The following is a 19,578-nucleotide window of genomic DNA, read 5'->3' on the forward strand; positions in this document are numbered from 1 at the left end:
TCCGGTCAGTGTGTTGCAGAACCTGCCCCGCTGACAAGTTGTGGTTTGATGACCCCGGTCAGGTCGAACTCCCGACACCGTGCGGCCCCGGCCGGCCCTACCAGGCACCCTGCATAGCCGGTGGGCACCGAGAGGTTCCATACCCTCCAGCGAGACGACACCCCCGGATCGTCGTGACACCACCGCAGTACTGCCGGTTCCTGGGCACGAAGGGACACCGCAAAGCTGCTCAACGAGCGCGAAAGGCCATCCCCGCGCGCCTTGATGTAGGCTTCCTTGCGGGTCCAACACGCGAAAAAGCCAGGTAGTTGGTCCTCGGGAGGAAGGCTCGCCAACTCCTGGGCTTCTTGGGGGGCGAAGAAACGGTCAGCGAGCTTTTCGCGAAGGACCTCTTCGCGATACTTTTCGATATCCACCCCCAGCTCTCCTTCGCGCGTGAACCCGAGCACCGCATAGCCGCCCGAATGAGACAAGTTGAATCCAATGGGGGCGACCGATCCAGGATTCCCCCCGGCGTCCGAGAGCGAAGGCTTGCCATAACTGTTGTAGCGGAAGGTCAAGGCCGCCGGCTCCACCTTCACATAGTGGCCCAACAGCACGCGCAGAAATCCGCGACCCATGGTGTAGCGCTCCCGCCCGCCTGCAATCTTGAATCGCGCGGCCCGATCTCGCTCCTCGACACAAAGAACCTCATCCATCGCCAGGAAATCGGATGCGTCCACTTCGAGAGGCACCAACCAAACATGGGCTTCCCCCGCCAGCAGCGGTGGGGGTCCTGAAGGTATCCATCGGGCCAATCTGGGGTCGCATAGAGCCACGCGACAACCCTAGCGATGCCAGCTTCTGAACCGCCAGCGAAAACAAGCAGCCGCCAGGCTCCGGGGAACAATGTTGAGGGGGTGGCCTCTCGGCCACCCCCTCGGTCTCTCACCACCGTTTCACTGCTCGTCCCTCAGGCTCGACCAGGGCGTGCGCTACCACCACCCGTATGCATGATAGCGATGGTTGTGAATCCACTTCGGATAGATGGCTTCGAGTTGAAAGCGGTTCGAGTAGCTTCGCAGCATCCCAAACCAGTTTTTGTTGAAGACGAACAGGTCGTCCCACCCGGCTGCTCCCCGAAAATCCGCCACGTGGAAGTCATCGCCGGCCCCCAGGTTCCAGGATCCGATCCAGTCTGCCTGCCACGTGCCCGTCAGGGTCCCGTCTCCCGCCGAACGCAACACACCCAAGTACTGGGTTGACCAGTTCTCGCCATTGTAAACCACCAGGTCCTGCAGACCGTCTCCGTTGACATCCGAGACGTAGAAACGATCGCGACGGCGCATGTCCCACCCGGGCACCGACCCGTCATAGCGCTGACGGAAGCGAAGCTTGCCCTCCACCATGGCGAAAAGCCCCAGATACTCAGGAGACCAATCCCGACCATTGAATACGACGAGGTCGGAAGTCTTGTCGCCGTTAAAATTCGGCAGGAACAGTTCGTCCTGACGACGCATGGTCCAATAGAGGCGATTGTCGATACGGATTTCGCCATAGTACCGATCGGTCAGCGCCAGCGCTGTCGAGACCGACCGGAAGACCATCAGATGAACTTGATTCCAATCCTGCGTGTTCTGGCTGATCAAGTCCTGCCGACGATCACCGTCGAAATCCCCCACCTGAAACTTCTCGTGCCTTCCCATTTCCCAGCCGGGAAGGAAGCGGTCGTAACGATGCACATAGGCCAGGTTGTCTCCCGTCGACCGGAGCATCAGGAAATACGGCATCGACCAATCCTGCCCGTTGAAGACCATGAGATCCGAACGCCCGTCCCCATTGAAGTCGCCGGCGTAGAACTGGTCGCCCGCGCGTAGTTCTCCCCAGCCGGGCAACACACCATCGAACCGTCGAACCGGCACGAACCCTTTTCCGGTGGACTTCAACATGACCACATAGCCCTGATTCCAAGCCACGAGGTTGATGACATACAGGTCGGTCAGTCCGTCGTGATCGAAATCCGCGGGAATGATCACGTCGGAGCCGCGGAACTCCCACGACTTGTTTCGAAGGACGTTGAACAGAATGTCGGTATGGTACCAGGCCGGCTCCAGCACTCCGGTGACCGCCCGGAGCGGCGCCCCGGTGACGGGGTCGTTCGCACCCGTATCCCGATCCTGGGCGAGGTAGAGAGACAGTTGCCGGTCATCGAGAATCACCAGATCGGTACGTCCGTCCCCGTTAAAGTCGCCCGAGACACTCTTGCGGAAGTCTCCATCCTGCCGAGCCCGCGCGTTATCTCGCATGGCGGTATATCCCACCGGGTTGTGAGTGGGGCTGTTGTTGTTCATCCGCCCTCGCCAGGAGGGACGATAGATCCCATTCCACCATTGCCCACTGCCCATGGTGGCACCGGGGAACAATCCGACATCCTGGGTCTGATCGGCCACGTTCGCCAACCCGGTCGGCACGGGCCGTGAAGCCGGAATCCAATCGTTCCATTCAATCAGGCTGCGCGAAGTGACCTTGGTCAAGTTCTTAGCTTCGGGTTCAGCCCCGCTGTAAGAGCCGCAGCCAGCCGCGCCCTGGTTGCATTGGTATTCATCCCCAAGCTTCCCGAAGAAGTGCCCGAACTCGTGAGCGAACACGCTCCAGTCCACCCCCCTGGTCACCGCAAAGTGGTGCCCGCGTGAGCAACCACCGAAGGACGGGGTGTTCAGGACGATGGCTTTGACATCCGCCTCCGGAATCAGCGTGTTCACAATAGAGTCGATGGCCGCGACGGTGCCAGGACCGGGCTCCATCCAGCATCGGTTCCAATCACCGCTGAATCGGTAGCCCAAAGCGGTGTCCTTGGAGGTGGTCACCTGCCCATTCGCATTCACCTGAGTCACCCCCGATTGTTTGGAATAGGTATTGATCCGGAAAATGTTGATCGCATTCAGAATCTCCGGATGCACATCACGCTCCAAAAGATCCTTCATCACCACATCCCGAATGTAATTGTCGAACGCTGCCTGGTCGGCAGCGGTGTCCGCAAAACCCTCCCCAATGATGACCATGTTGAACTTCTTGGCCCTGGATCCACTGTTATGCAATTGGGTCAGTGTGGCAGCGCGGGTGACGCCAGCCAATTCGACGTCCTGAAGCGCGGGAACACCCCGGGTCGAGCTGGCCACCAGCTTGTTGAGCTCGCTCCCCGATACCGACCCCAGGAGCTTGAAGTTTCGCTGCAGCTTGGTGAAGACTTCCGGCGTGAGCACTCCGATCGCCGCCGGACGCACGTAGCGATAGATTTCCACCTGCAAACCTTCCAGATCCTGATCGCGATCCAGAATGGGAATCGACAGTCGAACCGACTCTTCAGCCAGATCCACGTGGCTATGGGAGCCCCGAAACGGCGGCTGATAGACGCGCGCTTGGAAAGGGTCTGACTCAGCTCCGATAAAATAGATGCCACCCTCCTGGTTGGCCGCCTGTTTCGGAGAGCGAACGACATACACGAGCGCCCCCAAGGGCGGGTTCTTCGGCAGGCTGTCCTCGGTCAGGATTTCCTTGGATGGCAAAGGCGACCCTCGCAAACTATAGGCTGCTGTTCCCTTCAGCCCCCCGTCGAGCGCCAGCTGGAAACTGAAGCGGAGGTGTCGGCCGGCTTCAATGAGACGGGGATTCGCTTGCTGAAGCACCTCCCTGGACTCCTCGATTTCGATTTTGAGCCCCTTGTCATTGTTGGGGCTGGGCGGCAAGTCGCGGCGCGAAAGAATGGGTTCCTCCAGTCCGGGCAACCCCTTGAATCCCTCGTCAATCTTCCCTTCACCGACATCCCCAACCGGATCAGGCAGGCCTTTCACCTGTCGCGCGATGGGTAGCGCCAGTCGTTTGGCGAATGCCAGATCATCCCGAGCCGGCCCAAGAGTCCACAAATGCAGACCTGCGTTGCTGAACGCATCCTCGAGCGTAGCCCCATTGGCTTTGAAAGGCGCCAGCAGATTGACATGACTGCTTTCGTTGGTACCAAAGATCGCTTGCCCGGTTTTGGCGGAAATGGTCTGAAAGAGGAGATTGGCCGGGACCTCGGATCCGCTCGCAATCCGAACGCCAGCCCCGTCGTCCTCCACGTCGATGCCGAACGTTTCGACCCGGAAGCGGAAAAACCGATGCGGGACCGGCGTGGTTCCATCAGAAAAGGAGGTCGGAACGCTGAAGGTGATCGGCTTCTCGCTCGACACGAGCGTAGGCGCCGAATAGTCCTTCCAGTCGTCCCCCCCGACCTCGCTCTTGAACTGCAAGGTGACTTGGGAATGGACGGGAGCTGATACGGTCAGGTCCACCAGACCGCCGGACCCAAACTCATCCACAAAGGGTTTAACTGAAATGAAGGCGGGTTCAATGCCATGCAGGGAGCCGCCCAGAAAGGTCAAGGCCGCGAGGGTTGCCGCGCGCGGCCGGAGGACAGAATAACGTGAGGACATGGGGTTGTTGGTTTGGAATACGGAGGACCTCACACCGCCTCGTGGCAGGCGGGAGAGCGACGACGCCGGAAGCAATCCCGGTGGCGTTCACTCAAGAGCGATCATCCACATCTTCCAATACTACGCAGTAACCCGATGAAATCTTTCAGAACAAGCTCGCGGGCGCCGCCCATGGCCCAGGCACCGTCCTTGCTAGGGTGCCATCGTCGAGCTGCGGCTGCTTCGCGGCGAAGAACGTCCGGCGGCCCAGCGCATGAGAGTGGCCTCCAGCTCCCGCGGCCGCAGGGGCTTGCTCAAATAGTCATCCATGCCGGCGTGCAGACAGAGGTCCCGATCGCCCTGAACGGCGTTGGCCGTGAGGGCTACGATAATCGGGCGCTCGCGCTCCGGCCAGCGCTTACGGATCTCAGCCGCAGCCTCATAGCCATCCATCACAGGCATCTGAACATCCATCAGCACTAGGTCGTAGCTCGACCGTGCCAACTCGTCGAGGGCCTCTTGACCGTTGCCGGCCACCGCGGGCGCATATCCCATTCGACGTAACATCGTCGAGGTTACCCGCTGGTTCACGATGCTATCATCAACCAGGAGGATCCGCAGCGGCGAGGCCTCTGCGACTCCGCGGTTGATCTCAGCGGATTTGGGTGGGCACTTAGTCTCGGCATCTAGTCCGAAGGCTCGGCACAGCCCCTCCAACAGCTGTCGACGGCGCAGCGGCTTGAAGACGGACGCCTTGATGCCCAGGGCGCGATGCTCGGAATCCTCGCCACGCAGGCGCGAGCGGCTGAGGAGCACCACCGGGATGGACTCCCACCCAGGCAATCGTCGGAACGACTCGACCAACTTGACCCCCGGCAACTCGGCCAGGTGCTGGTCAACCAGCACCAGGTCAAATGGGGTCTTCTGAATCATGGCGTTCAAGGCTTCGCTACTGCTGCCCACCACCGTGGGAACCGCATGGAACTCGCGACAATACATTTCCAGGATGCGGCGGTTGGTGGCGTTCTGCTCCACGATCAGCAGTCGACGCCCCTCCAGACCGGCCGTCACCTTCTCGACCGTCTCGGGCGCGGAATCGGCCTTCAAGGAAATGGTAAAGTGGAATACCGAACCCCGGTTGACTTCGCTCTCCACCCACATCCTTCCATGCATCAGCTCGGTGAGCTTCCAACTGATCATCAACCCGAGTCCGGTACCCCCGTATTCGCGCGTCGTGGAACAATCAACCTGACTGAAGGGCTGAAAGAGTCGGTCCATTCGGTCGCTTGGAATGCCGATGCCAGTGTCCCGAACCGAAAAGTGGAGAACTTGCCGGTCCGCCCCTTCGGCTGACCCGACGCCTGTCGAGGCCTCAACCTCGACAATCACCTCGCCCGAAGAGGTGAACTTAACCGCGTTGCTTAGCAAGTTGAGGAGAATCTGCCTCACCCTCGTGACATCCCCCAACACTTTTCCTGGCACGGCGGGGTCAACCCACTGGGCCAGTGTCAGGCCCTTTTCAGCAGCCTTCGGAGCCACGAGTTCAAGGGATTCTTCCAGGCAGGCCCGCAGGTCAAACGCGCGCTCCTCCAGCTGCATGCGACCCGCTTCAATTTTGGAAAAGTCCAAAATGTCATTGATGATCGCGAGCAGAGCCTCGGCGCTATTCCGCACAGTCTCGACGAAGTCTCTCTGTTCGGAATCAAGGGATGTATCCATGAGCAGCGTGCTCATGCCAATGATTCCATTCATCGGGGTTCTGATTTCATGGCTCATGTTCGCCAGGAACTCCGATTTCGCTCGGGTCGCCTCCGCGAGCCGCTGATTCAGCATGTTGAGATTCGTGTTCGCCACCACGAGCTGGTGTTGGCTGTCACGCAGGGCAGCGAAGGCCGCGTCTCGTTGCCTTTGAGCCTGATGCACTCGAGCGTGGTACCGGACTCGAGCCACCAGTTCGAGACGATCGGGCAACTTCACCAGATAGTCATTAGCCCCCGCCGAGAAGGCGTCTTTCTTGGTGACGGAATCCTCCCGTACGGATAGGACGATCACGGGCGTGTCCCGTAATTTGGGAGAGCCACGGTAGTCTCGCACCAGGGAAAGGCCATCGATGCCCGGCATAACCAGATCCTGCAGGATCACCGCTGGGTGCAGCTCCTCGGCTAGGCGCAAGGCTTCCGTCGGCTCGGCGCAGTAATGAAAAATGATGCCAGCCTCGCCCATGAACATCCGGCGGACCGACTCGCCCACCAGGGCCTGATCGTCCACGAGCAGCACCATCAGCTGTTCCGTCGAGCTATTGACCCAGGCGGCATCGCCCGATGTGCCGGGCGCCGAAGTGTTCATTGCCTGGTTCGGTCCGCTATAGTTCTTTGAGTCTAACATTGTCTTCCCTCTCCACGGCGTGGCTCACCCACCCCGGCACGAGTTCGAGGGGTGCCCTCAGCACCCACCTCGCTTGCCTCACCCTCAGGCAGCTGGTCCGATAAGGTCCCCCACGGCCCTAATTAAGGTATCGTCATGAAAGCTCCCCTTCGAAAGGTAGTAATCTGCACCAGCTTCCAATCCTCGGAGCCGATCTTCCTCGCGATCCTTATACGAGACGATCATCGCGGGGACCGAACGCAGCTTCCGATCACGCTTGACCATCGAGATGAGCTCAATCCCATCCATTCGTGGCATGTCGATGTCGCTGATCAACAGCTGGAAATCTCGGTCTCTGAGGGCGTTCCATCCGTCCATCCCATCCACCGCCACCTCCACCTCATAGCCGCGCGCAGTGAGAATCTTTCGCTGCAGTTCTCGAACGGTGAGGGAATCATCGACCACCAGGATCCGCTTGCCTCTGCGCTTCGCGTCGCCTCCCCCCTGCCCTTCGAGCCGATGCAGTGATCGGCTGTTGGCGAGCTTCTCAATGCTTCGGATCAAATCCTCGGAATCGACGATGAGGATGGGGGAGCCATCTTCCATGATGGAGCCCGAGCTGATGTCCTTGATTTTGCCCAATCGTGCATCGAGCGGCTGCACCACCAACTCCCGCTCACCCAAAAACCGATCCACGGATAGTCCGTAGCGCTGGTTGGTCTCCCCCAGAACCACAATGCAGAGGGATCCTGACTGGGTGGCAGGCTCAGGATGCCCGAATATCTGATGACTCGAAACCAGTCCGACCCGTTTGCCCTCGAGGCGAAAATGCTGGATGCCTTCGAGCGATTCGACAGCTTCGCGGGGCAATTTGACGGTTCGAAGCACGTGAGCCAAAGGGAAGGCATAAGGCTGACCGGCGATCTCCACCAGCAGGGTCCGGAGCACGGAGAGGGTCAGGGGAAGCTGCAGCTGAAACCGAGTTCCTTTGCCGCGTTCAGAAGTCACCCGGATGGTGCCTCGGACACTCTTGACCACGCTCTGAACAACATCCAAGCCCACTCCGCGTCCCGAGATTTCCGTCACTTCCTCCCGCACGCTGAACCCCGGCAAGAACAGGAACTCCAGCAACTCGGCCTCGCTAAGCACGGCGGCGGTTTCGGCCGTGGTGAGCGATCGCTTAACCACCGTCCGACGCACCCGCTCGATTTCGATGCCTCTCCCGTCGTCGCTCACCGTAATCACCAGCCGCCCGGCGCTGTGGCGCGCCTCGATTCGAACCGTCCCCTCCGCTGGCTTGCCAACAGCCTCGCGGTCGGCGGTAGACTCCAGACCATGGTCAATCGCATTGCGGACCAGATGCGCGAGAGGAGCCTCAAGCTTTTCCAAGATGTCACGATCCACTTGAGTGCCCTCACCGACGAGGACCAGCCGCACCTCCTTGCCCAAACGTCGGCCCACATCTCGCACCATTCTTGGGAACCCGTTCAAGCCGTCGGCAAAGGGCCGCATCCGGCAGGCTAGAGCCTCGTGGTAAAGCCGGTATGAAAGATTCGCGGATCGTCGATCGAACATGTCCAGCTCGGTGAACCGGTTGGCCAGCAGCTCTTGACAGTCCTGCAGACACTTTCTGGAGGCGTTCCAAGCCGTTTCCGTCCGCTCGTCGATGAACAGGCCGCTCAGGGACTCGCGCAGAACAGCCATGGACCGCTCCATGTCCGAGTGAAGCGACTTCAGGCGTAGCAAGGACTCCCCAAAGGGACGAAGCCAGCGCGACTCCACCAGGGACTCACCCGCGAGCCCAAGCATGCGATTGACATGCTCCGCTTTGACGCGCAGGACACGATCCATGCGCCCCGACTCAATCGGCGACGAACTCGCTCCGGCGGCCGGCGGAGGGGCTGGAGGAGATGGCGGCGGGGGCGCGGGTTGTTCCGGCTGAGTAGGCGGGTTCGACACCGCCGGGCCTATCGGGGTTGCGACCGCGGCAGCTGGGGCGGCGGATAGTGGCCTCGCGGTCTCCACAGGCTCGCCCTTGAGCACGGAGGCTAATTTGTCGAGGTGCGCTTCGACCTCGGGCTTTCCCTCCGTTTCCCATTTCCCCAAATCGGGTTCCGGTGTCTGTGAGATCCTGGCCAGGAGGTCGACGGAAGCCAGCAGGATGTCGACCTGCTCGCGCTGGAGCTGGAGCACGCCCTTCTGGACCGCCACCATGCAGTCCTCCATCGCGTGAGCCACTTTCACCACCGACCCCAGATTAACGATCCTGGCGGCCCCCTTCATCGAGTGGGCGGCCCGCATCATTTCCTCCAGCTGAGCGCGCACCGATGGGTCCTTCTCCAACGCGAGCAGCCCATTGGTTAGCAGGGACAGCTGGGTCTCGGCCTCCGTGCGGAACAGCTCCATCAGTGAGCATTGGCTCAGATCTTTGTCGCTCATGCTAGACTCCGGTTGAGAAGATCAAAAAGACGGCCTTCCTCGAGCAGCCCGATCGACTTGCCCTGCCAACTCAGAACGCCGCTCACACATCTCGATGGGTTGTGGCCAACCGTGGCGGGGAGATCCTGCAGCTCACCCGGACGGAGGCGCAGTATCCCATGGATTTCATCAACCGGAAATGCGAAGCGATCCCGGTCATGGTCCGCGATAAGCAGCCTCATCTGACCATGGCTGCCAGGTCGGTCCGGAGTCACGGGCAGCGGCTCCAACCCCAGGGCAGCCGTCAGAGACACGCAGATGACCAACTGCCCCCGAACGTTGACCACCCCTTTCACCACGCCCTGGCGACGGTGGGGGATAGGACGGAGCACCTTGAGGTATCCCACCTCCTGAAGGGCCTTCATCTGGATGGCAAAGCACTCCTGCCCAAGGCGGAAAGCGAGCACGGATTGAGTGCTGAGCGCGACATCGGCTTTCTTCTGACCGAAATGATCCGCCCACTGGTCCCGGTAGCTGGGAGGCATCTCTCGGTCCAGGAGTTCTGCGGCTGCGGCTGAGAACACGGGGCAGTTGTGACAGTGAACATGCTGGCGCAGCGCCTCGCAGCGCCCATTCCCCCAAATTCCAACCTGCTTCCAGCAAGGCGTTGCGTGGACGGTAGCCGCGGTAGGCGCTTCGGGCGTTAGGGATGTGTTGTCGCTCATGGCAATCGTTTGAAGTCCACCTGAACTCTTCGCGCTCGCGCGCGCAGCGTGCTAGCCTCCTCCTGGTCTCCCAGCCGTTCGCGCAGCAAGGCGAGATGAACCAGTGATTCGTAGTGGTGGGGATCGAGATAAACCGCCTTCCGGTACAGTTGCACCGCCTCCTCCATGCGGCCCTCGGCCTCGCGAATCAGGGCCAAAAGGCTCAAGGCTTCCACGCAATCCATACCCTCCTTGAGGATGGATTCGCAGATGGCAGCGCTTTCGGCTGCCAATCCTTCATTGGCCAGCCGGCGGGCACGGATCAGATCTCGGTTTGGAGTTCTTGCCTGAGTGTGGGTATCGACCACCGGGGCTGGAGTTCCCGTCGTTGGTTCCGGGTGTGAGAGCAGGCTGAGTGCCCGGCCACGGGAGGCAGGTCCGCCCGCGGGCGCAGACATTCGGTCCACTCGACAAGCGTAAGTCGAGCCCAACTTCTCCAGACGAAAGGGGCCTCGTCCAAAGCAACGATACTCGCTGGCTCCGCAGAACAGAAAACCGTCCGGTCGCATGAGGCGAACCAGATGCTCCATCGGACGCCGGCGAGTCTCGGGTCGGAAATAGATAAAGAGGTTCCGGCAGAAGAGGAAATCGACCGGCTCGGTGCCAGCCAGGAAGAGCGAGGATAGGAGGTTGTCGTGATGGAACGTCACCTGCGAGCGAACCCCTTCCTGAAGCTGATAGCCTTCTCCACATGCCTCAAAATATCGGCTGCGAAAGCCGAGGTTTCCACCTCGAAAGGAGGCCTCCGCGTACAATCCTTTCTCGGCGCGCCGCAGCGACCGTCGGCTGACGTCCGCCGCGAGAACCACAAACTCGCCAGGGCTGAGGCCGGCGTCCAGCAGCGCCATCACCAAGGAGTACGGCTCCTCTCCTCCGGAACATGGAACGCTCAGAATGCGAAGGGGAAAGCGGCGCTTGGCGGACCGACGGGCTTGCCGGGCCAGCGACACCATCATGTCGATGGCTTCAGGCTCGCGATGGAACCAGGTCTCCGGAACGACCACCTCATCGATCAGGTTCTGCAGTTCTTCGGGATCCGAGTCCAGCAACGAAAGGTAGTCCGCGGGATCTGAGAGTCCCAGGGCCTCCCGCCGGGTCTGCAAGGCGCGCTGCATGGACCGGGTCGTCAAGGTTCCGAGGTCCAGACCAATCAGCTCCTGAATCCGCCTGGCTGCGAGCTGGACCCCTGAACTCTTGGTTGAGATCGGTTGCGTCATCGGATGGCGATCAGGGGTTGTCAGTTAAGCGGCCGCAGGCAGAGCCTCCGCGCCGAGGAACGAGGAGAGACCATCCACCTCCACACGCCGCACCACCCCTCGAAAGTCCCATGCCACCGGGCCGAGGTAGGGTGCCAGGCTCATCCTCTCGCTGGTCGCCTCGAAGCTACCGGCCGGAAGCGAAATCATTTCGGTGGCTTTACCCGAGATCAACGCCAGCGGACGAGCGGCGCCCCCGGGAGGCTGAACGTTCAGGAGCACCAAGCGCGTGCTGAGCCGGGAGGGAGCCGGTTGGCTTCCCACCAACAAGCCAAAATCCACGACGAGCACTGAAGTTCCGTGATAGTGCAACAGGCCGGCAACCGCAGGGCGAAGCTGGGGCAGCCGATTGATCGTCACCAACGGCAGAACTTCGATGATGCGGTTTGCCGGAATGGCATACCTTTCGGCACCGACTTGTGACAGAAGGAACAACATACCCGCAGGCTCAGCTGTCCACCTTTCGCCCCTCATCGACGGGCCGATCGGAATTGCGGCGCAATTCCAGCGACGCGATCCCTCGCGGGCGCTCCGGCACACCAACCGCCGTCTGCAGCTTGAACTGACTCACGGCGTTGCGAAGCATTCGCGTCGCCTCATTCAAACGTTCAATGGTCTGATTGGATTGCTTCAGCGAGTGGACGGTCTGCTGCGTGGATTCACCCAGCTGAACGAGCGCCGAGCTAATCTGCGACGCGCCAACCGCATGCATCTGCATCCCTTCGTTCACCGTCTCGAATCGCGGCGTTAAAGCCTGGACGTGACCGATAATCTCGTTCAGTTGAGCCCCCACCTGGTTCACCTCCTGCACGCCGCGGCGCACCTCCTCAGAGAACTTGTCAACGCTCATCACCCCGGCGCTCACGGCAGCCTGCATCTCCTTTACCGTCTGTTCGATGTCATGGCTCGCGACCGCCGTCTGATCCGCCAATCGACGAATCTCTGTGGCGACCACGGAGAACCCGCGCCCGTACTCTCCAGCTTTCTCGGCTTCAATCGCAGCGTTCAGTGAGAGCAGGTTGGTTTGGTCCGCGACCTTGGCGATCGTGGTCACTACTTGGCTGATGCTCCCGGCCTTCTCGTTCAAAACCGTCAGCTTGCCACTGATCCCGCTGGCCGCCCCCATGACCTGCACCATGGTCTCCTGCATGCGCAGCAGCCCGCTCTGGCCATTTCCCGCCATGGTAGTGGTTTGCTCGGCGACTTGGGCCACCTCTTTGACCGTTTTGACCAACTCCTGTGAAGTGACGGAGATCTCCTTGGCGGTAGCCCCGATCTCCACGGTGGTGGAAGCAGTCTGCTGAGCTCCGCTCTCGTGTTGCCGCACGGCGCTGGCAAGGTTCGATGCAGAGCTGTTGACCACGATGCCCGACTCCTGCACTTGGCTGACGAGCGCGCTGAGGCTGTCAGCCATATGATTGTACCCATCGGCTAGGTCGCCAAACTCATCCCTTTGGCCCGCTTCCAAACGCCCAGTGAAATCACCCTCGCGCATGCGCTCCATGGCCTCAGTGAGCCTCGTGAGCGGCTGGTTGATGGCTCGGACCAAAAAGTATCCGCTAAAGAACACAATCAAGATGGAGGCGCAGATCCCCGCCAATATGCCGGCCTCCGCGTTGAGCACGGCACTTTGGATCTTGTTCCCAGCCAACTCACCGGCCGACTGCTGACGCTGTTCCGTCAGCGTCACCACATTGAGAAAGGCCTTGTAGGATGGTTCAACCTCCGAGATGACGCGCTGCAGCTTCTCGTTCACCTGGCGAGGATCCATGGTGGCCACCGCGACACAGGCATCCAGATACCGTTTCAGAGCAGAGTTCACCGGCTGAGCCTTAGCGCGATCTTCAGCACTGACGGCTCCGAGTTCGTAATCCGCCGCCATGGTCTTGATCGTGTTCAGCTCGGACTCCAGTTCGCTGAGGGCACGCTGACTCGCGGCCGGATCGGACAGGACGGTGTGCTTGTGGATCAAGCCGAATAGCTTACTCGCTTGGGAATCAAGCCGGTGGATTAAAGAGAGCCCTGATAAGGAATCGCGGCTGAGCCGATGAGCGTCATCCTTGATGACCACAAGTCTCGTCAGGGCATAGCCCCCGAGTAGCACCGTGATCAGAATCTCAATCCCATAACCCAGGATGAGTCGATTACGAACCGTCCAAAACCTCCGCGTATCGTTAAGCCCTTTTGCCATATGGAGTTACATGATTCCACTGAAACTCGGATGGAACCGGAGTGCTGGCTGGAACCGAAACTCGCCCAAGAGATCGCCTGCCGTGGCCAAACTGGCTCATCCAGGCTTAGATATCGGCCGCGTACAGAATTCTTAAGCAATGATCAAGGAGAGGATGGCGGAGGAGTAGCCACGGAATCGGCTTGGAGGTGAGAAAGCCCGGACCAGGGGACCCGCAGCGCGCCGAAGAGCGAGTCGGAAATCGCGAGTCCGGTGGAATCGATCCGCAGCTTCTCCACAAAAAAACGAGAACCATCGGCCAGAGTCAGATTCCATTTCCGCGCGCGCGCGATTGGGGCGCGGATGAGAATGGCAAGCACCCGGTCTCGATCGACGACGTGATTTCCGAACAGAATGGAACCAAGGCGCACTTGCTTGGCATCCATGCCGAGAAAGTCCCCCTCCAAGAAATCTCCGTTGTGAAGCCAGGCGCCAGTGCGGTTCGGATCGAATTTCGCAACCACATCCTGCGGGACATCAGCCAAGTGGATGCGGCTGATGGAGGCCACGGGCACTTTCGTGATCACGCCACCCGGGACGAAAGTGACCTCGGAAGCGGACGCGGTGAGCGGGGCTCGGGAGAACATCGAACCATCGTTAAACCAGATACCCGCCGCAGCGGGGATCGACGCGGTCGGACTTCCTTCAGCTCCGTCTAGGGGCACCGGCACTGACCGATCGGGTGCGGCCGATGGACGCAACCCGTCAGCGAAGATCGGCGCGTCGCCAAACGCCTCGCGATAAAAATTCAGCTTCACTTTTGCGCGGCTGACTTCATTGAAAAAGTCGAGGCGCAGCGAATGGGGGCGACCTGCTTCGACCAACAATGGGGCGGTGCCAATGGAATAGGTCTGCTCAGGCCGATCCTCCCACTGCTCATAGATGATACTGCCATCGAGAAACAGCCGCGTCCCGCCCTCCGCCTCGATGGCGAAGCGATACTCGCCAGTCTTGGGCACCGACAATGATCCGGTCCAAGTCACGCTGAACCGAGTTCCGATTCCCGCTTCGGATGCTGGCGAGGCGGCTCGCCAGTTAAAGTCGATCGCCCGATCCACCCGCGTCAATCGCGGATGACTGAAATCGGGGTTGGCGTAATAGGTGGCGAGCAAGCCCCGCAGGATGTCGTTGGATCCGGTGATGGAGGGCCGGATCACGACCCGTTCGTTCGGAATCGCGCTCCTTGGTAGGCTCGCGGCTGACCATTCCAGCTGAAGCGAGCCGGACGGAGGCTGCCGGTGAAGCTGGAGAGTGACCGGGTATCGGCGTTCGGCGACCAAGGCCACCTCACCGATCGATTCCCGCAATCCATTGGTGGAATCGACTGAACTCACCAATTGGGAATGGATCCAGAAACTGGCCCGCCCAGAACTCCTCAACGCAAATTGGTGCACGCCGGTCACGAGCGGCACCAGCGAACCCTGCCAAAATGCGCTGGCAGGGGCCCGATTGCTGGCAGCGGCTAGTTGGGAATTCCATTCAAATCGCAGTTGGGCATCGGTGCGGACCGTGGCGGGCCCCTCGAAATTCTCGGCGGCAAAATACTGCCCCCGCCATCCGCGCTCTTCCGCCGGCTGAAGCTCCACCCGCGGGATCTCGAGTCGCTGAAAACGCAGGGAGACCACCTGGTCCAGTCGCACCTCCTGCTCCTTGCCGTCCCTCGGGATGACCTTCAACCCGCCGGTGATCGGATGAATATCCCCGCTCCAGGTAACACCCTGCGTGGTCTCCACCACTCCGGAGTCGGCCATCCCACGGCCCGTCCACAGCTCAAGGCCGGCCAAAGCGAGGAAGACTCGCCAGACAACAGGTGCCCAAAACCCCAGCGAGGCTTTCAAGACCTTAGACTTCAAGGCAGCGGACATGCAGATGGCTAAAATGGGGTGCCCTCGATTCACGATCAACTTCCAATTGAAAGATTCATGTCATGCGCCAGCCACGCCTGCCGATGTTTTCTCTGGTCAAGACTCGGGAAGCTTTGACATCTTGAGACGAACGACGCATCGGCATCGAAAGAGTGCATGTGGACATATACCGCCAAACGCCTGTTTCATCTGATCCCCATCCTGATCGGGGTCTCGTTGATCACTTTCGCGTTGATGTCGCTCACCCCGGGTGACTATTTCACCGAGCTCGAGCAGAACCCCCAAATCTCACAGCAGAAAATCGCCGAGCTGCGCGCCCGCGCCCACTTGGACAAGCCGTGGTACATCCGCTACGGCTACTGGCTGGCGAACGCCGTTCGGCTGGACTTCGGCTATAGCATCGCCTACAAGATTCCTGCCTCGGAACTGATTTTCGGCCGACTCTGGAACACCTTTCTTCTGTCCTTTTTCGCATCGATCGCTGCCTGGGCAATCGCCGTTCCGCTCGGAATCTGGGCCGCAGTGCATAAAAACTCCCTCGCGGACCGGGCCTGCTCCATGATCGCCTTCTTTGGCCTGTCCATCCCCGAGGTGCTGTTGGCCTTGCTGGCGCTGATGTTTGCCGCTGGCACGGGCTGGTTCCCGGTAGGAGGGGCGCAAAGCTCGTACTACGATCTCATGAGCCCGTCCGAGCAGTTCTGGAATCGCGCCCACCACCTGATACTGCCCGTGCTCGTTCTGGCGGCCAGCGAGATGGCCGGCATCATGCGCCAAATGAGGTCCAACCTGCTGGATACATTGCGTGCCGAGTTTGTCACGACAGCCCGGGCCAAGGGTCAGGCGGAAGGGTGGGTCATCTACCGCCACGCAGTCCGCAATGCGATTAATCCGCTGCTCACCATGTTCGGCTATTCCCTCGCCGGACTGCTCAGCGGAGCCTTCATCGTGGAGAATGTGATGGCTTGGCCGGGCTTGGGACGCCTGACGATGGAGTCCTTGCAGAAGAAGGACTACGAATTGGTGGTGGCCTCCGTCGTCATGGCCACCGCGCTCCTCGTCATTGGCAACTTTATTGCCGACCTGCTGCTTGCGTGGAGCGACCCTCGAATTCGTCTCAAATGAGCGCTGCCACTTCACCCGCAACACCGGGAGCGGGGGCTTCCGGCCAGACCGCCTCCCCCAGCCAGCTCTTCTGGCGTCGACTGCGCAGTCACCGGACCGCGATGGCCGGGGGCATCGTGTTGGTCGCATTGTATACCCTGTCGCTCTTCGCCGGCTTCTTCGCTCCCTACCGCTACGACTTATTGGACAAGGAACGGTCCTTCCATCCGCCGACCCGCTTGGTCCTCGACGGCGTTCGCCCCGCGGTGCAGGTCTATCGAAAGGTGACCGAGCCGGCCACCTATGAGGCCGTCCCGGGCTCCAAAGCCGCTCTGAGGTTCTTCATCACCGGTGAGCCGTATAAGCTGTTCGGTTTCCTGCCCTGCACCACGCACCTGTTCGGAACCGGAAATCCGGCCGCTCCGTGCTTCCTCCTGGGAGCCGACCAGTTTGGTCGCGATGTCTTCTCCCGGCTTCTCTATGGTTCCCAGATCTCGCTCTCGATTGGCCTCATCGGCATCTCATTGTCACTCTCCTTGGGAATGTTGGTCGGCGGCTTCTCCGGCTACCTGGGGGGCATGACCGACGCGGTGACCATGCGAATTTGCGAGCTGATCATGTCCATTCCGGGGCTCTACCTCATCATGGCCCTGCGCTCCGTGTTCCCCCCCTCGCTGAGCTCCACCTGGGTCTACCTGTTGATCATCATCATCCTTAGCTTTATTAGGTGGGCAAGTTCGGCGCGTGTCATTCGCGGAATGGCGCTCTCCCTGCGCGAGCGCCAATACGTGCTCGCCGCTCAGGCTCTCGGCCAGACCAAGTTCAATATCGTGGTTCGCCACATCCTGCCCGGGACCTTCTCCTATGTGATCGTCGCCGCCACCCTCAGCGTTCCTTACTACATCCTGGGCGAAGTGGTGATGAGCTACCTCAATGTGGGCATCCAGGAACCCGAGGCCAGTTGGGGTTTGATGCTCAATGCGGCGCAAAACTCCCAGTACCTGCAGGACTATCCCTGGCTCCTGGCCCCCGGAGGAGCAATTTTTCTTACTGTTCTCGCTTTCAACTTCCTCGGCGATGGTCTAAGAGACGCCGCTGATGCTAAGGGCAACTGACCGCTCAGAGGCCTCGCGACGCGACATCAACTCGGAATGCAATCGAACCAAAGCCAGTCTGCACAATCAGGAGCACCCAAGCTGCTGGAAATCCGAAATCTCGAACTCGACTTCCTCAAGGATGGCCGAGCCTTGAGGGCGGTGGATGGGGTCTCTCTCAGCCTGGAAGCCGGCGAGACGCTTTGTTTAGTGGGGGAGAGCGGCTGTGGCAAGAGCGTCACCGCGCTCTCGATCGCGCGCCTGGTGCCCTCGCCTCCCGCCAGGTACACCGCCGGTGAGATTTGGCTGAACGGGCAGGATGTGCTGAAGATGTTGCCCAGCCAGCTCCGTCAGATTCGCGGGGGAATTGTTAGTTACATTTTTCAAGAACCAGGCAGCTCGCTGAACCCTGTCTTCCGGGTCGGCAACCAGATTCTTGAGTCGCTGAAGCTGCATCGGCCGGAGGCCGCCAATGAGGAGGAGCTGGTGCGTCTGCTCAAGCTGGTGGGAATTCCAGCACCGGAGTCGAGATTGCGAGACTACCCGCATCAGCTCTCGGGCGGAATGCAGCAGCGCATCATGATCGCCATGGCCCTCGCAAGCCATCCTCGACTCCTGATCGCCGACGAGCCCACCACCGCCCTGGATGTCACCATCCAGGCGCAGATCATCGAACTGCTCAAGGATCTCAAGCGGCAGATCGGAATGAGCATGGTGCTTATTACCCACAATCTGGGCATTGTGGGCGATCTGGCCGATCGGGTGGCGGTGATGTATGCCGGGCAGGTCGTCGAACTGGCGGACGCCCAAGACCTGCTTCAGCGCCCACTTCACCCCTATACCAGGGCTCTGATGAACTCGATCCCGAAGCTGCAAGGCCAACAAACCCGCCTCCAGGCCATTCCGGGTAACGTGCCCAATCTGGGCAACTTCCCCTCCGGCTGCCGCTTTCATCCCCGCTGCCCGCTGGCGGCCAAAGAGTGCGCCGCCCACGCCCAGCCGCTGATCGAGGTTGAACCGCGTCACTGGGTGCGCTGCCCCTATACCAAACCATGAGCCTACTCGACGTCCGAGACCTCAAAGTCCATTTCCCGGTTCGCCAAGGGCTGTTCAGCCGAGTGAAAAGTTTCGTTCGCGCCGTGGACGGAGTTAGCTTCGAGGTTCAGCCGGGAGAAACCGTGGGGTTGGTTGGGGAAAGCGGCTGTGGAAAAACGACCCTCGGTCGCGCCATCATCCGGCTGATCGAGCCCACCGCGGGCCAGGTGCTGTTCGACGGCCAAGACCTAACCCAGCTTCGGGGGGAACCGCTCCGGCAAAAGCGGCGCCACATCCAGATGATCTTTCAAGATCCGTATGGATCACTGAATCCGCGCATGACCGTCGGGGAAATCGTGGGCGAAGCCCTCGATGTGCATCGCCTCACGAAGTCCGCGAGCGAGCGCCGTCTGAGAATCGAGGAGCTGCTGCAACAGGTCGGGCTTGATCGGGCACACGTCACGCGCTACCCACACGAGTTCAGCGGAGGCCAACGACAACGGATCGGCATCGCACGCGCTCTGGCTGTGGAGCCGCGGCTCATCGTGTGCGATGAACCCGTCAGTGCCCTTGATGTGTCGGTTCAAGCGCAGGTGATCAACCTGCTCCAAGATCTGCAGCGTCAGCTGGGGGTCGCTTATCTGTTCGTGGCCCACGACCTCGCAGTGGTGGAGCACATCAGCCAGCGAATTCTGGTGATGTATCTGGGGCGCGTGGTGGAGTCGGCGCCCTCCCGCAGGTTGATCAGCACACCTCTGCACCCCTACACCCAGGCGCTCATCTCGGCGGTCCCCGAAGTGAATCCCTCCCATAAGCAGCAGCGCATCATTCTCACCGGGGACGTTCCGTCACCCATCAATCCGCCGCCAGGATGCCCCTTTCACCCGCGCTGCCCCGTCGCCGAGGCCCGCTGCCGCACCGAAGTTCCCGCCCTCCGCGAACTCTCGCCCGGCCACTGGGCCGCTTGCCATTTGGCCAAATAATCGCCCTCCCGCGCAGCCTCCCGCAACAATGGGGTTGA

The 19,578-nt window shown here is 60.6% G+C and carries 13 protein-coding genes and 2 pseudogenes; 4 read left to right on the forward strand and 11 right to left on the reverse strand.

All coding sequences use genetic code 11. The features are described 5' to 3' along the window. Positions 1–5 precede the first annotated feature (5 nt). The 11 genes and pseudogenes from JNN07_19055 to JNN07_19105 form a co-directional block, all read right to left on the reverse strand. The gene (locus JNN07_19055; GenBank protein MBL9169846.1) at positions 6–818 is read right to left on the reverse strand and encodes a 4'-phosphopantetheinyl transferase superfamily protein; all 813 of its coding nucleotides are present in this window, start codon (positions 816–818) and stop codon (positions 6–8) included. 156 nt (positions 819–974) lie between these two features. Further along, positions 975–4,451 carry a VCBS repeat-containing protein gene (locus tag JNN07_19060; GenBank protein MBL9169847.1) on the reverse strand — a complete coding sequence of 1,159 codons (3,477 nt, stop codon included), beginning with the start codon at positions 4,449–4,451 and terminating at the stop codon, positions 975–977. A 192-nt stretch (positions 4,452–4,643) separates the two neighbouring features. Beyond that, positions 4,644–5,255: a response regulator gene (locus tag JNN07_19065; GenBank protein MBL9169848.1), complete on the reverse strand. Its 612-nt coding sequence runs from the start codon at positions 5,253–5,255 to the stop codon at positions 4,644–4,646. A gap of 279 nt (positions 5,256–5,534) precedes the next feature. After that, a pseudogene (locus JNN07_19070) lies at positions 5,535–6,149 on the reverse strand (two-component sensor histidine kinase BarA). A 135-nt stretch (positions 6,150–6,284) separates the two neighbouring features. Beyond that, a pseudogene (locus JNN07_19075) lies at positions 6,285–6,710 on the reverse strand (response regulator). Between the two features lie 189 nt (positions 6,711–6,899). Continuing rightward, the gene (locus tag JNN07_19080) at positions 6,900–9,233 is read right to left on the reverse strand and encodes a hybrid sensor histidine kinase/response regulator (protein ID MBL9169849.1); all 2,334 of its coding nucleotides are present in this window, start codon (positions 9,231–9,233) and stop codon (positions 6,900–6,902) included. Then, the gene (locus JNN07_19085) at positions 9,230–9,937 is read right to left on the reverse strand and encodes a purine-binding chemotaxis protein CheW (GenBank protein ID MBL9169850.1); all 708 of its coding nucleotides are present in this window, start codon (positions 9,935–9,937) and stop codon (positions 9,230–9,232) included. Before JNN07_19085 ends, JNN07_19080 begins: the two co-directional genes overlap by 4 nt. After that, positions 9,934–11,193, reverse strand: a complete 1,260-nt coding sequence (locus JNN07_19090) for a hypothetical protein (GenBank protein MBL9169851.1) — start codon at positions 11,191–11,193, stop codon at positions 9,934–9,936. Before JNN07_19090 ends, JNN07_19085 begins: the two co-directional genes overlap by 4 nt. 24 nt (positions 11,194–11,217) lie before the next feature. Continuing rightward, positions 11,218–11,670: a chemotaxis protein CheW gene (locus tag JNN07_19095; protein MBL9169852.1), complete on the reverse strand. Its 453-nt coding sequence runs from the start codon at positions 11,668–11,670 to the stop codon at positions 11,218–11,220. Between the two features lie 10 nt (positions 11,671–11,680). Beyond that, positions 11,681–13,423: a methyl-accepting chemotaxis protein gene (locus JNN07_19100; GenBank protein MBL9169853.1), complete on the reverse strand. Its 1,743-nt coding sequence runs from the start codon at positions 13,421–13,423 to the stop codon at positions 11,681–11,683. 143 nt (positions 13,424–13,566) lie between these two features. Beyond that, positions 13,567–15,327 carry a hypothetical protein gene (locus JNN07_19105; GenBank protein ID MBL9169854.1) on the reverse strand — a complete coding sequence of 587 codons (1,761 nt, stop codon included), beginning with the start codon at positions 15,325–15,327 and terminating at the stop codon, positions 13,567–13,569. A 156-nt stretch (positions 15,328–15,483) separates the two neighbouring features. Between JNN07_19105 and JNN07_19110 the strand changes: the two genes are divergently transcribed. Genes JNN07_19110 through JNN07_19125 form a run of 4 tightly spaced genes read left to right on the forward strand, consistent with a single transcriptional unit; the run spans position 15,484 to position 19,540 of the window. Further along, positions 15,484–16,449, forward strand: coding sequence for an ABC transporter permease (locus JNN07_19110; protein ID MBL9169855.1), 966 nt, complete (start codon positions 15,484–15,486; stop codon positions 16,447–16,449). Next, on the forward strand, positions 16,446–17,543 hold the full coding sequence (locus JNN07_19115) for an ABC transporter permease (GenBank protein MBL9169856.1): 1,098 nt from the start codon (positions 16,446–16,448) through the stop codon (positions 17,541–17,543). Before JNN07_19110 ends, JNN07_19115 begins: the two co-directional genes overlap by 4 nt. A 36-nt stretch (positions 17,544–17,579) precedes the next feature. Next, complete coding sequence (locus tag JNN07_19120) at positions 17,580–18,578, forward strand: ABC transporter ATP-binding protein (GenBank protein ID MBL9169857.1); 999 nt, start codon at positions 17,580–17,582, stop codon at positions 18,576–18,578. Beyond that, positions 18,575–19,540, forward strand: a complete 966-nt coding sequence (locus tag JNN07_19125; protein MBL9169858.1) for a dipeptide ABC transporter ATP-binding protein — start codon at positions 18,575–18,577, stop codon at positions 19,538–19,540. The genes JNN07_19120 and JNN07_19125 overlap by 4 nt, the downstream gene beginning before the upstream one ends. The last annotated feature ends 38 nt before the right edge of the window (positions 19,541–19,578 follow it).

The sequence above is a fragment of the Verrucomicrobiales bacterium genome (assembly GCA_016793885.1).
In the GTDB taxonomy this organism is placed as follows: Bacteria; Verrucomicrobiota; Verrucomicrobiia; order Limisphaerales; family UBA11320; genus UBA11320.

Bases quoted from the DNA above. Each gene is read 5' to 3' on its own strand.
- JNN07_19090 (MBL9169851.1), bottom strand. From the start codon at position 11,193: ATGACGCAACCGATCTCAACCAAGAGTTCAGGGGTCCAGCTCGCAGCC.
- JNN07_19085 (MBL9169850.1), bottom strand. From the start codon at position 9,937: ATGAGCGACAACACATCCCTAACGCCCGAAGCGCCTACCGCGGCTACC.
- JNN07_19080 (MBL9169849.1), bottom strand. From the start codon at position 9,233: ATGAGCGACAAAGATCTGAGCCAATGCTCACTGATGGAGCTGTTCCGC.
- JNN07_19125 (MBL9169858.1), top strand. From the start codon at position 18,575: ATGAGCCTACTCGACGTCCGAGACCTCAAAGTCCATTTCCCGGTTCGC.
- JNN07_19100 (MBL9169853.1), bottom strand. From the start codon at position 13,423: ATGGCAAAAGGGCTTAACGATACGCGGAGGTTTTGGACGGTTCGTAAT.
- JNN07_19110 (MBL9169855.1), top strand. From the start codon at position 15,484: ATGTGGACATATACCGCCAAACGCCTGTTTCATCTGATCCCCATCCTG.
- JNN07_19120 (MBL9169857.1), top strand. From the start codon at position 17,580: ATGCAATCGAACCAAAGCCAGTCTGCACAATCAGGAGCACCCAAGCTG.
- JNN07_19105 (MBL9169854.1), bottom strand. From the start codon at position 15,327: ATGTCCGCTGCCTTGAAGTCTAAGGTCTTGAAAGCCTCGCTGGGGTTT.
- JNN07_19095 (MBL9169852.1), bottom strand. From the start codon at position 11,670: ATGTTGTTCCTTCTGTCACAAGTCGGTGCCGAAAGGTATGCCATTCCG.
- JNN07_19115 (MBL9169856.1), top strand. From the start codon at position 16,446: ATGAGCGCTGCCACTTCACCCGCAACACCGGGAGCGGGGGCTTCCGGC.
- JNN07_19060 (MBL9169847.1), bottom strand. From the start codon at position 4,451: ATGTCCTCACGTTATTCTGTCCTCCGGCCGCGCGCGGCAACCCTCGCG.